This is a genomic window from Shewanella sp. BF02_Schw (genome assembly GCF_014596695.2).
Classification (GTDB): domain Bacteria; phylum Pseudomonadota; class Gammaproteobacteria; order Enterobacterales; family Shewanellaceae; genus Shewanella.
In genome coordinates this window covers 266390-278413 of sequence record NZ_JABKAW020000004.1, presented here as the reverse complement: position 1 = coordinate 278413, position 12024 = coordinate 266390, and the positions used below count along the sequence as shown (strand labels likewise).

At 39.9% G+C, this 12024-nt stretch carries 12 protein-coding genes; 4 read left to right on the top strand and 8 right to left on the bottom strand.

The genetic code is table 11. From position 1 onward, the window contains the following. Position 1: 1 nt before the first annotated feature. Positions 2-751 carry a class I SAM-dependent methyltransferase gene (locus tag HNW13_RS16535; protein ID WP_192114097.1) on the bottom strand — a complete coding sequence of 250 codons (750 nt, stop codon included), beginning with the start codon at positions 749-751 and terminating at the stop codon, positions 2-4. Positions 752-1285: 534 nt separating this feature from the next. Next, a complete protein-coding gene (locus tag HNW13_RS16530) occupies positions 1286-1687 on the bottom strand; it encodes a hypothetical protein (RefSeq protein WP_174839660.1) in 402 nt (133 codons plus the stop codon). Between the two features lie 319 nt (positions 1688-2006). Between HNW13_RS16530 and HNW13_RS16525 the strand changes: the two genes are divergently transcribed. Continuing rightward, positions 2007-2495: a TIGR00645 family protein gene (locus HNW13_RS16525; RefSeq protein ID WP_162024000.1), complete on the top strand. Its 489-nt coding sequence runs from the start codon at positions 2007-2009 to the stop codon at positions 2493-2495. A 203-nt stretch (positions 2496-2698) separates the two neighbouring features. Here HNW13_RS16525 and HNW13_RS16520 read toward each other — a convergent pair whose 3' ends face one another. The 5 genes from HNW13_RS16520 to HNW13_RS16500 form a co-directional block, all read right to left on the bottom strand. Then, complete coding sequence (locus HNW13_RS16520) at positions 2699-4231, bottom strand: ABC-2 transporter permease (protein ID WP_192114096.1); 1533 nt, start codon at positions 4229-4231, stop codon at positions 2699-2701. Then, the gene (locus HNW13_RS16515) at positions 4231-5136 is read right to left on the bottom strand and encodes an ATP-binding cassette domain-containing protein (protein ID WP_192114095.1); all 906 of its coding nucleotides are present in this window, start codon (positions 5134-5136) and stop codon (positions 4231-4233) included. Before HNW13_RS16515 ends, HNW13_RS16520 begins: the two co-directional genes overlap by 1 nt. 383 nt (positions 5137-5519) lie before the next feature. Continuing rightward, positions 5520-6821, bottom strand: coding sequence for a HipA domain-containing protein (locus HNW13_RS16510; RefSeq protein WP_192114184.1), 1302 nt, complete (start codon positions 6819-6821; stop codon positions 5520-5522). Between the two features lie 2 nt (positions 6822-6823). Continuing rightward, entirely contained in the window at positions 6824-7060 is a 237-nt protein-coding gene (locus HNW13_RS16505; protein WP_192114094.1) for a helix-turn-helix transcriptional regulator, read from the bottom strand. Positions 7061-7463: 403 nt separating this feature from the next. Further along, on the bottom strand, positions 7464-8186 hold the full coding sequence (locus HNW13_RS16500) for a hypothetical protein (RefSeq protein ID WP_192114093.1): 723 nt from the start codon (positions 8184-8186) through the stop codon (positions 7464-7466). Between the two features lie 381 nt (positions 8187-8567). On the opposite strand from HNW13_RS16500, the gene HNW13_RS16495 reads away from it, so the two are divergent. After that, the gene (locus HNW13_RS16495; RefSeq protein ID WP_192114092.1) at positions 8568-9452 is read left to right on the top strand and encodes an IS1595 family transposase; all 885 of its coding nucleotides are present in this window, start codon (positions 8568-8570) and stop codon (positions 9450-9452) included. Here HNW13_RS16495 and HNW13_RS16490 read toward each other — a convergent pair. Then, positions 9411-10037, bottom strand: a complete 627-nt coding sequence (locus HNW13_RS16490) for a hypothetical protein (protein WP_192114091.1) — start codon at positions 10035-10037, stop codon at positions 9411-9413. The genes HNW13_RS16495 and HNW13_RS16490 overlap by 42 nt on opposite strands. 139 nt (positions 10038-10176) lie before the next feature. Here HNW13_RS16490 and HNW13_RS16485 point away from each other — a divergent pair, with 139 nt between their 5' ends. Both HNW13_RS16485 and HNW13_RS16480 read left to right on the top strand, forming a co-directional pair. Continuing rightward, positions 10177-11226 (top strand): NERD domain-containing protein, encoded by a 1050-nt coding sequence (locus HNW13_RS16485; RefSeq protein ID WP_192114090.1) that lies wholly within the window; start codon positions 10177-10179, stop codon positions 11224-11226. 53 nt (positions 11227-11279) lie between these two features. Continuing rightward, on the top strand, positions 11280-12008 hold the full coding sequence (locus HNW13_RS16480; protein WP_192114089.1) for an NYN domain-containing protein: 729 nt from the start codon (positions 11280-11282) through the stop codon (positions 12006-12008). The last annotated feature ends 16 nt before the right edge of the window (positions 12009-12024 follow it).

Genomic DNA, 12024 nt, shown 5'->3' with positions numbered 1-12024 from the left:
ACTAAATTTCACGTTTCGTACACACAAACAAGGCATTGCCAGATGCTAAATCCCAAGGGATGATTTTGTCGTAATCATGCTCAAATATTTGAATATCGAAATACGGGCTTAACAATGCTTCAAGTTCAGTAAAGCTAGTGGCGACCATCGCATGCGAATCTTGCCATAACTGCGTCGCATCAAACTGAGTTTTGCCAATACTTAAATTGAGCGATTGCATCTCACCTTCACCGCTGTAATGCCAACCCGATTCAAACACAAACTGACTATCTTCAAATTCGGCACTGTGTCTCACTAACGCCTTGTTATTGATTTTATGTTTATCAACGGTGTTAAAACAAAACAAGCCGCCGGTATTTAATGCCTTATGCACACTGGCAATACAGGCTTTAAGTGCCTCGATACCTTGTGAGTAGTGAATGGAGTACAAAAAGCAGGTAATCAAATCGAGTTTTTCTTCTACATAAAACTCTGTCATATTTTGCAAACTAAACTGCGCTTCAGGGCAACGACGCATAGCAATATCGAGCATGGGTTGATTGATATCAAGGCCACTGCTTTGAAACCCTAAGTCGATAAAATGCCTTACATGAGGCCCCGTTCCACAGGCTAAATCTAAATGCTGTTTACCACTGTTACCCAAAATCTGATGCAAGCGCACTATGCTATTGCTTTGCTGCTGGTAATTAATGTCACAACACATTAAATCGTAATAAGCGGACAAATCGGTATAAAGGGCATTGGTAGACATAAAAAGGGATCGGCGACATAGGCAAATTTAGGGTGGCGCATCATATATCAAATCGCACGATTGAGAAATAAGGAGTGAGAAATAAAGCATGAGAGATAAGTAATCTGAAATGAAAATTCGCTAACAGCTATAATCTAACAAGCCTTCACTCACTAAAATACTTAAAGAAGCCGCTACGCCGTTTAATAACAGGGCATTTTGGGTAATCATCAATGAATAAGAATTTTGTACTGAACAGTTTAGGAAATAGTTTATTGGGATCTCGCATGCCCCCAAAAAGTGTACTTACATACACTTTCCAGAACGCAAAGCCGTAAACTAGCCATAAAGTGTAGCTTCATACACTGTTGATTAGTTCAGCTATTAAAAAGCCTCAATACAATTAAATATCGAGGCTTTATAAAATAATGTTGAAGCAACGCAGTTATTGCGGCTTTAAGTCAGATGAAACGTTTAAGCAGACCCACTTACTCTCTCCACTGACTCCCTCACTTAATCTCTCGCTAATCACAGATGGCGATCACGCTAAAATGACTAACGTACCCATCGCATCAGCTCATTCGCATCTATCACCGCACGCTGTCTTTTAATTAGGCTTCCTGCTGAGTCAAAGAGGAATAGTTCAGTTACTCGTGCGTTATGCTTGGCGATAAACGCATCGCCCTCAGGCGTTGCTGTTCTAGCAAGCAGAAAGTACACGTTATCACCAAGATGAGATCGAGCTTCATTCATCTGCTCTGTTTGGGTGATACTTGAAACAAGGTTAGGATCATAGACAAATACTACCGCAGGTTTGCCCGTACCAATTTGTTCAAGATTAGACGTAAACCCCTTGGGCATCAGCATTAACAACAGCCCAAACAGCAATACTATGGATGCTATGACACTTATCGCAACCCAAGGCATTTTACGAGGCACGTTGGTAGGTTTATCCATAATGATAGATCTCTCTTTTAAGTGTTGAAATACATACCCAAGCAAAACAGTATAATCAATAAACCTGAGGCTTAGATTAAAAACGTCTGGAATGAATAGACAATAGGTGATTTAGACGGCAATAACGTTTACTCTGCCCTCACTAAATATCAACCACTAAGAACATAATGCAATACACTGTGCATTATGCAAAGTGTACAGGCAACACATCATCACGTGTGCCACTGCATGTCGGCGCAGTTAACGTTCATTTTGTTATTGTTTTAGAATGAGTGACTTGAGTTATTTCTACGTATTTTATCTGAAGGATTAATTTTTAATGGAAAAAGTGTTTGAAAGATTGATGTATGCATCACGCTGGATCATGGCGCCGATTTATTTGGGATTAAGCCTAATCTTATTCGCCTTAGGCATAAAGTTCTTTCAAGAGATCTTTCATATTATCCCCAATATTTTCTCGATAAAAGAAGTCGATTTGGTGCTAATCACCCTATCGTTAATCGACATCACTTTAGTCGGTGGTCTACTCATCATGGTGATGTTTTCAGGTTACGAAAACTTCGTCTCACAACTCGATGTGGGTGAAGGCAGTGAAAAACTCAACTGGCTTGGCAAGATGGATGCAGGCTCGCTAAAAAACAAAGTAGCCGCATCTATTGTGGCGATTTCGTCTATTCACCTACTTAAAGTCTTTATGAATGCCGAAAATATCGCTAACGACAAAATCATGTGGTATTTGCTCATCCACATCACCTTCGTGTTATCGGCCTTCGCCATGGGATATCTGGATAAAATTACCCGCAAGTAATAGCAGGCTCACTTGATGTAAATAGCAGAGATAAATAGTGGGGAAAAGTTAACTCTTCCCCACTTATTTTTAATGACCTATTTGAAATGGACGACACAACCACAATCTACATTCGAGGTTTACACTCATTCCTGCGGATGGACTTAATTACTTTTTCATCATTTATCTAGCCACTATCCGGCTATTAAACTGATGTTGATATGCTAGCGGGTGCGTTTAGCACTAACGGTTAACATCAGCAGACCGATTGCAGTAGCAAAAAATAAATACGGTACACCCGCCTGCCAACTTGCTTGGCTATTCACACCAAAAAAATCGACATATAGTGCAGCTTGAATGGGCCCCATGTACCAAAGTGCCGGATAAAGCACTTCAAACATCCGTTTTGTTCCTGTAAACGTGCCACAAAAATAGGCCAAAGATACAGTAAATGAAATGGCGATAATCAATTGAACCAGCAACAACCACTCAGCTCCTCCTGTAAAGCGCAGCACACTTCCCATACTTGCTAAGCCTAATAACATCCATGCTGCTGAATAACTGGCTAAGCTTTGTAATATGGGGGATTGTTTGCTGTAAGTCATCAGCTCTACCGTATTCGATTGTTTTTCTAATTGGCCTAACTGAGAAATCACTAACACGCACCACAACCATGAAATGGGTAAAAAAATACTGAGAAGTAAATCCTGGCTGATAAACAACTGAATACCATTCAACACCAGCAAACCGATAAACCAATATACCGAATGGCCTTTGAGTATTAATTTTAGCTCTAATCTTAATAAACGAGTAAAAGCGAAATGCTGAGTTAACGTGACAAAAAAACTATCCAGTAGGCTAACCACTTTGGTTTTTAATGTGAAATTCATCCATAAATCTGGTTTGTTTTCAGATAGTGAGTGTGCGCTAAAACGGTCAAAAAAGATAAACGCTAACACTAAACAACCAAGACAAATAAGAAGCAAAGGCAGCGCTCCCCAAAGGTGCATTATCGTCGGCTCTATTCCTTGCCAGACAAAGGTATTTATTTCGCGTGTTTCATCACTGATATTTATGCCTATATTAGTATTACCTTGCTGTAGCGGAAAGCGCTCTGCGACTTCTGCATCTAAATGGTCGACTAATGCTCCGATCCCAGACACGCTTTCAATGGTTTGAACAATGGAACCAATCCATAAGAAAAAATAAACGACGTTGCCTAACCCGCCTCTAAGCCACTTAATTGACTCAAACATTATCGCGATAGCGGCAATAGCCAATAGCATTGGCAATACAAAAACGAATTGTGGCCATGCTAACGCCCAAAGATCGATTTGATGACTTTCACCATAATAAAGCTGGATCCCAATACTACTCAGCAACATAACCAGCACAATAGAAACCAGAATAAATACACTTGTGCACCACTTGGCTAATAAAAAAGTCAGTTTATTAATCGGGGTTGCTGCGATGAGTTCACAGGTCATTGATTTTCGGTCTAATTCAAGAGCATTTTTGACTAGATAAAAACAGATAAGAGGCAAAAACAACACGTTCAACATCGCAAGGCATATACCAAGCCAGGCGCTATTGTAGATACCACGATAACCATTAATCACTAGCGTTTGATAATGGGCATCGGGGGATGGGAAAAAAAGTAATGTTAATACCGACATCGCCAGAAGTGTTACTACAAAGCTTTGCTGGCGAGTTCGTTGTTTAAAATCAGCGACAATGCATTGCCAAACTTGATTCATTAACTTGCCCTCGCATAGCCAATTTGAGCTTGTCGGTTACTGGTAAAATAAAGGTAAGCATCTTCTAAGGATGGAGTTCTTGAAATGGCTCTTTCATCGGGGCAATTGTCAGCAATAATGTTGAGTTCAACCATGGTGTCTTTACGCACACTATGGCTAACAATAAACTCATGCTGAATTTGCTTTAGTTCACTGAAATTTGCGGTGAGTTGCCAGCATTTATTAGCGATCTTATCTTGAAGTGCACGTGGTGATTCTGATTGAATTAAACTCCCTGAGTGCATAATCGCAATACGGTCTGCAATGGATTCAACATCGGCCACGATATGCGTAGAGAATATAATGCACCGTTCACCTGCTAACTCGGTTAATAACTGGCGAAAATTAGCACGCTCTTGTGGGTCAAGGCCAACGGTGGGTTCATCAATAATCAGCAATTTGGGATCATTAAGTAAAGCCTGTGCAATACCAATTCGTTGTTTCATGCCGCCAGAATAGCCTTTCAATGGCATATGCGCAGCGTGCGTTAGGTTGAGTTTATGAAGTAAATCGTCGATGGTGTGATTTGCGATTAATTTATCTAACCCTTTTAAGCTAGCCATGTAGTGCAGAAATTCGATGCCGGATAACTGATCATATACCCCAAAATATTGTGGCAAATAACCCAGCTCTTTCCTCAATACTTGAGGTGACTTAATAATATCTTGCCCTTGCCAGAAGATATTCCCATGGGTTGGTTTTGTTATTGTTGCGAGAATACGCATCAAGCTAGATTTACCCGCACCATTAGGACCTAACAGCCCCAAAATCCCCGGCTCAACTTGCAGCGACAGCGATTTGATTGCAGGCTTAGCCTTTTTCCCACTTTGGTATTGATGACTAAGTGATTGAATATCCAATAACATTGTATTTCCCTATATAGATCAAGATGAAATAACAATGCAAATACAGCGCCAAAAATAATCTATTAAAATTCAACAAGTTAAGCTTCACTCAATTAGAGTGTTTACAAATAATGCTGAATTTAACTAACTATTGGTGAAATAAGTAAAGCTTTGAGCCCAATATCGTTCACATCGCATCCTAATAAGACTTAACGAAAAAAACCGTTACATATTAAGCATCCCGCGAAAAACAAAAAGCCTCAATACGGTTAGGAATCGAGGCTTTCTCTTTTATAAGAAGTTTGGATCTAAGCTTATAGGTTTTAGACCAGCAAGGATTTTTACAATCTTGGCACCAGATAAGCCTTGCAGAAAGATTTATCAATCCGTGGCAGTACCAAATTCTACAATTCAACGGCCTTAACTTCGCTAGCCATATCAAGATAGCGTTCGCACCTTGTCATGAGTTGCTGGCGATAATCAGCCACAAAGGCATGTTCATCTTTATCCAGCGTTGGCAGCATGGCAATCACGTCGTCTATGGCTTGCTCTATTCTGGTTGCCATTTTGGTTAAATTGCTCACTAAAAAGGCTCGTGGCAAGCTAAGTTCTTCGGCGAATGAAGCCAGTTGATAAGCATAAATTTTATTAGGGTCGAATTCATCATCGATAGCCATTGCTATCTCCTGCTCGAAATCCTTATACATTGCCACATTGACTAAGTCATACCAGGGGGTCGGTACCATACCTGTGGGAGTCATGAAAAATGAGTAGTTTTTGCCATGGGCATCAGCATTACCGCTGAGTAAATTAAATAAAGCCCACTGCAGCATATTTTGTTTAGCCGCTGCAGGATTAGTGCACTGACTGGCGAGGCTAAACAAACGAGCAAAGCTTACGCCCTCTCGAATACCTTTCACATCACGACCTGTGCCAAAGTTACGTTCGTATTTTTTGTTAACACTGAAACCCAACGCTTGGCAGCTATCAATCATGTGCCGTCTCAAGACTTTTTGAGGCTCAGGCATATAACGACGATCAAAGCGTTCGACACAAAGGGATTTGTGTTGACCAAACTCGACAATATCGACATGAGCAACATCGTTACCAATAGCCTTAGCCAAGCGCATAGTAAGAAACTCGTTAATCACTAAATGACGGTATTGCGCAAACTTCAAAATATGTGTGGATGCCAGCGAACCGTCACCAAAGCCAAAAGTTTTGCCGTTATAAAATAGGTTTAGTTTGGACTGCACCCCTGCGACTGACAGCCTTGCTTTTCCATCCCACACTTCCATTGGCCATAGCTGCGGATCTTCAATTCGCTTAATCACTTCATCAGCACTTATCTCCCTTAAGGCTGTTGCTGGTAGCAATGTTCCTTTTGGCGAAAAAGCGATGGCACCCGCGGTATCAAGGCCGATACCACGAATAAGGGCAAACGTATTACCACGAGATACCCCTAGCGATTCAATTAAGTATTCTAAGCCTTTATTTTCGGGTAATAGGTTTACTAAAAACATCGCAATTTGATGGCTGTTAGCGGTTCCATCTAAGGGGACCATCGGCGAAATGGGAAACCCCCTTTGTTGCCAATCATGGGTGTATTGAACAGTGAATGTCTCGGTCGCGGGGTTAAATGACAGCTCACCAATTATCTGATCGCCAAGATGCATATCCAAAGTCAGTTTTTCAGCTGTACTCATCATTAGTACCAGCCATTAGAGTCTGCATCACTATGTTGTGCCGCCAAAATGCTAATCCCCAAGCCATTAAGAATTTTGAACACTGTCGAGATATAAACATCTTCGCCTTTCTCGACACGAATTAACGTCTTTTTGGTCACGCCACACAGCATCGCCGCCACATCTTGAGTCAGTGCCGCATTGTTTCTGGTTTCTTTAATGAGTAAGCCCAAAGATTGTTGATTGAGTGCAGATGCCATAACGTTAGTCCAAAGTGTACTTTGCTACACTTTAGCTATGAATGGTTAAGTATTCAACAGTAAAGTGTAGCAACCTACACTTTATTGTGATCTCCCCTGTCAAGATCAACAAAAGTGTAGTTAAGTACACTTTTTAATTATCTAAGTCGCCAAACGAGTTATAAGTGTAGGTTGTTACACTATATGATTGTTTAGTAATTTGACGGTTAAATGTAATCAATACAGTCTGTGAAATTGACCTTAAGATTGATAGAAATCAATATAGATAACGACAAATTATGTGGTATTTGCTCATCCACATCACCTTCGTGTTATCAGCCTTCGCCATGGGATATTTGGATAAGATTACGCGCAAATAATAGCAGAATTAAAAATAAGCCCCTATCAAATGGGGCTAGTTTTACTACCATTGCTTTAACAAGGTAAAAGATGCTTCTGAAGATAGACGCGTAAGAATGAAGTAATCTACTGAATGGTAGCTCCCACCTTCGACGGTATTACTGGTGCTCAAAAGCATATCCTCAATACCGTCACCATTATAGTCACCTTTAGCTCTTATATTAAGCTTTTGCGATCCTCCAGAATTATCAACAAAAATTGCGCTAGTTTCATCGATGGCTTTAACCTTCAAAATGTGACTCATTTCATCCCAATTTGTGGCTACAACCAGACGACGCTCATCATCCTTCGAGATAATTAAAGCTAATTGCGGCGGAACACGTTTGGCAAAGTTTTTGTCCAAATTAACAACACTAAGGTAGCTTTGATGCGACGGCTTAAACAGGGATAATTCTTGCCATGACTTACATATTTTATAATCTATTATAACGGCTCCATAATCTGCAGACTGCGAAGCTTCATACCCTAAATCTATACTCGTAACTAAATCTGCGCAGGTATTAACCGTTAACTTCTTATGGTGATTATGTTTCAGCTCTGTTTCATAACCCCATATGTCATTATGTAAAAGTTTGAAGTCATCAGCATTGTGTGTTTCCCTTGTTTGTTCAAGGAAAAACTCACCTGCATTTAATGGTAATGATGGTGCTATATTTCCCTTTGCACTCACACACCCAATCCCAAATACAGCTACAGATCCTACTACTAACATTACTTTTAATATCATTTTGCATTACTCAATAAATTACGCACATAAAAATTACGATCTGTACTCAGCTGATGTCGATTAGATTCCAATGCCGCTTTTTTGAAATCACTAGCCTTGATATGTATATTAAAATTAACAAATTTATTACTCAACCTTGTCAATCCAAGATTAAAAATCATATCAAATAATGCTAGCTTAACATCGTCAGGGTAAGTCGAGAACGTAGAGTATCCATAGAGACCTTTTAACTCTTTTTCAAAATTTACAATATGAGAGTCCCTAATTACATCAATATCTGTATTAAGAAGTTCCAACTTAGTAAATTTTACATGCCTATGCATCTGAGTCAGTTTTGGCCTATTCTTATAGTATAAATCAAGACTAGAAGTGAGATTTGCTATGAAAATGCCTGAAACGAGTTTTTTTGAATGGCAACGTCAATTCAGCTCTGAAACTGATTGCTTAAATCACATTAAGAAAATGAGATGGCCTAATGGCTTTGTTTGTCCTAGATGCTCTTGTGAGCATGCTTATGAGCTTACAACCCGCAATGTATATGAATGCAGTCAATGTCATAAACAAACATCGGTCACAGCTGACACATTATTCCACGGTAGCCGTATTCCTATCACTAAGTGGTTTTGGGCAATCTACTTTTTAGGCTCAGATAAAGGCAGTATTTCAGCATTAAGATTGAGCAAGCACATTGAAGTTAATTGGCGAACGGCACGTTTGATATTAAGTAAGCTGAGAACGGCTATGGGCCATAGAGACAGCTTATATAGACTGTCAGGCGTTATTGAAATTGATGATGCGTTAGTGGGTGGCAGAAGGAAGGGCAAGCGTGGACGTGGAGCAGAAGGTAAAACACCTGTTTTAGTTGCCGTTGAAAGCAAAGGAAAAAGAGCTGGATTTATTGCTATGCAGGCTGTGAATAGCGTTTGCCATGATAGTGTTGAAAAGTTCGTTGCCAAACACTTAACGAGACAGCAAGAAGTGCATACAGACGGCTTACCTGCGTTGAACATTATAGATAAGACTCAACAACATGAAGCGAGGGTTACCCCCAGTGAGCTTGTTGATGAATGGCTGCCTTGGGTTCATATTGCCATTGGTAACTTAAAGGCATTTTTACTTGGGACATTTCATGGTGTTTCAGGAAAGTACCTGCAAGAATACCTGAGCGAGTTCTGTTATCGGTTCAATCGTAGACAAATGGAAAGAGAAATACCTAACAGATTGTTAAATTTGGCAATGATTCACACGCCAATACATTCTTACTGAGCCAAGTGCATAGGCATGAAATTTTATGTAATAAGCAGCATTAGGTAGTTTCTGTGCGCCCTGAACTTTAACCCATTGTGCTTTTATAAGGTTAAACTCATCTTCAATCTGCTGAGCGGTTGCGGGGACACGCGAACTACTAACAACAAAAGGTACCTTTTGAGCAGCCTGAACATCGGTCATCATATGCCCAATACCTACAGTGACTTGACCGACAGTATCTAAATACATATGCGGTACACGCCCCTCATATTTCTCTAGATTTTTCTTCAAAATCACTTTGAGTGAACCTGAAATAGGTACTACTGAAGCCGCCAAATGTGCACTTAATTTTTCGTTAAACTTACGATGGGAGCGACCGTCTACATCGATTTTTCCGTCAGGACGAACCATGCCAACAGATTTACTCTGAAATATCTTAATCGCTGCGACTGTTTTTGAATGCTCTGGACGAGAACCCAATCTACCGTCCTCAACCAGTTTTCTTGTGGGTGGTATAAGTCTTAATAAATTATTTAGTGCCGCTTTGTTTCTGGTTTCTTTAATGGATAAACCCAAGGATTGTTGATTGAGTGCAGATGTCATCACGTTAGTCCAAAGTGTACTTTGTTACACTATCGAATCGATTACCCCCTGATTTTAAAATTAATACTGGCTTTTTTATCAGCATCATAGATATTATGAGCTTGATTATTATCAAGTTATGAATGGATGCTGTTGGTAAATGATTCTTAAAACTAAAACACTACAAATGACCAAAACGCCGCAAACGATTGCCGGTCAAAAACAAGAACAGGATGTAGCCTTCTTCTTACGCCGCGCATTTAAAGACAACCCTGAAGTACTGGTTATCAACGACTTCAAATTCAGCTTTAATGATGAAACGGCTCAAATTGATCACTTGATCGTATACACCTATGGCTTCGTGCTCATTGAATCAAAAAGCATAAAAGGTCACGTTAAAGTGAACAACCAAGGCGAATGGACACGCAGTTATAACAGTCAATGGTCAGGTATGTCTTCGCCCATCAAGCAAGTTGAGCTGCAACAAGCCTTATTAAAAGAAATGCTCATGCATCATAGGAATAACATATTAAGTAAGTTACTGGGTATAAAGCAGCAAGGCTTCAATGGACGTTGTTGGCACTATTTATGTGCGGTATCCAGTAATGCTGTGATCGACCGAAAAACCATGCCCAAAGAGATTTCAGACAAACTGTATAAAACTGAGTTTTTGGTCGATGAACTCAAAAATATCATGAATCTTAAACACAAATTGCTCCGCTTGGTCAGCGTCACCGACACTCGACCAGACTTTAGCCAACGGGAACTCGATTCAATCGGCCAATTTCTTATTAGCCAACATATCGACTCAAATATTCAGCAAGTTGACACTGCTCCGGCTCAACTAAAGCAAATCCAAGCGATACCCAAAAGACCAGAACTAAAACCAGAGCTTGAGCAAGGGCCTAAACCAGCATCAGCGCCCACTCATCATCTAGCTCAATCTACTGCCGCAATACTTGCACCAGTAGCGGTTGTCGCGCCAGACCAACACCCCATACTAAGCTGTAAACATTGTGGTGAATCAACACAATACACCCCAATGTATGGCAAGTTCGGTTACTACATCAACTGCAACCAGTGCAGTAAAAATACATCGATGAAATTACCATGCCCACAATGCATGAGTAAAAATACTAAAGTTACAAAGCGCAAAGAAACCTACACATTGAATTGTGTAGATTGTGGGTTTGAAAAGCAGATTATTTAATCATTAAAAGCACTTATAGGCATAAACTGTAATGATCTGACTAGGACGTCAATATGAAAGATAAAGATAAAATCGCAGTATTTATTGATGCTGATAATGCACCAGCTAAGAAAATTGATAAAGTACTAGCAGAGCTTGCTCGCTATGGTGTGGTAAACATACGTAAAGCATACGGCAATTGGAAAAACGCTAATCTAAAAGCTTGGGAAGATGTATTACATGAGTATGCGATTCAGCCCATACAGCAATTCGATTTAACTAAAGGCAAAAATGCCACAGATATGGCACTTGTTATCGATGTGATGGATGTTTTATATACAAAAAATGTTGATATTATTTGTTTAGTCTCATCAGATTGCGATTTTACTCCCTTAGTCACGAGAGCTCTCGCCGATGGTAAAACTATCATCGGGTTTGGTGAACGCAAAGCTCCGATGCCATTTGTTAATAGCTGTTCTCGCTTTTTATTTCTAAATGACGACAAAGGCACAGAGGCTCCATTACCAACAGCCACTAAAAGCTTAAACAAAAATACAAAACTCATCAGTTTATTAAGGCAAGCTATTGAGGCTGTAGAGGATGATGACGGATGGGCAATGTTGGGACCTATCGGTACTCATATTTCTAACCATGCCTCGTTTGATCAGCGTAATTATGGCTTCAAAAAATTAAGTGACTTATTCACATCGATAGATCTTTTTGAAATGAAGAAAACCAATGGTTCTGTCATTTGGATAAGAGACAAGAAAAGGAACAAAACGTTAAACGACAAGGGGAAATAACGATTATCTTTTCCTT

What these genes read in the sequence shown, in the direction of transcription:
- HNW13_RS16535 (WP_192114097.1), bottom strand. Translation starts at nt 751, where the DNA reads ATGTCTACCAATGCCCTTTATACCGATTTGTCCGCTTATTACGATTTA.
- HNW13_RS16500 (WP_192114093.1), bottom strand. Translation starts at nt 8,186, where the DNA reads ATGATATTAAAAGTAATGTTAGTAGTAGGATCTGTAGCTGTATTTGGG.
- HNW13_RS16505 (WP_192114094.1), bottom strand. Translation starts at nt 7,060, where the DNA reads ATGGCATCTGCACTCAATCAACAATCTTTGGGCTTACTCATTAAAGAA.
- HNW13_RS16515 (WP_192114095.1), bottom strand. Translation starts at nt 5,136, where the DNA reads ATGTTATTGGATATTCAATCACTTAGTCATCAATACCAAAGTGGGAAA.
- HNW13_RS16510 (WP_192114184.1), bottom strand. Translation starts at nt 6,821, where the DNA reads ATGAGTACAGCTGAAAAACTGACTTTGGATATGCATCTTGGCGATCAG.
- HNW13_RS16490 (WP_192114091.1), bottom strand. Translation starts at nt 10,037, where the DNA reads ATGACATCTGCACTCAATCAACAATCCTTGGGTTTATCCATTAAAGAA.
- HNW13_RS16485 (WP_192114090.1), top strand. Translation starts at nt 10,177, where the DNA reads ATGATTCTTAAAACTAAAACACTACAAATGACCAAAACGCCGCAAACG.
- HNW13_RS16520 (WP_192114096.1), bottom strand. Translation starts at nt 4,231, where the DNA reads ATGAATCAAGTTTGGCAATGCATTGTCGCTGATTTTAAACAACGAACT.
- HNW13_RS16525 (WP_162024000.1), top strand. Translation starts at nt 2,007, where the DNA reads ATGGAAAAAGTGTTTGAAAGATTGATGTATGCATCACGCTGGATCATG.
- HNW13_RS16530 (WP_174839660.1), bottom strand. Translation starts at nt 1,687, where the DNA reads ATGGATAAACCTACCAACGTGCCTCGTAAAATGCCTTGGGTTGCGATA.
- HNW13_RS16495 (WP_192114092.1), top strand. Translation starts at nt 8,568, where the DNA reads ATGAAAATGCCTGAAACGAGTTTTTTTGAATGGCAACGTCAATTCAGC.
- HNW13_RS16480 (WP_192114089.1), top strand. Translation starts at nt 11,280, where the DNA reads ATGAAAGATAAAGATAAAATCGCAGTATTTATTGATGCTGATAATGCA.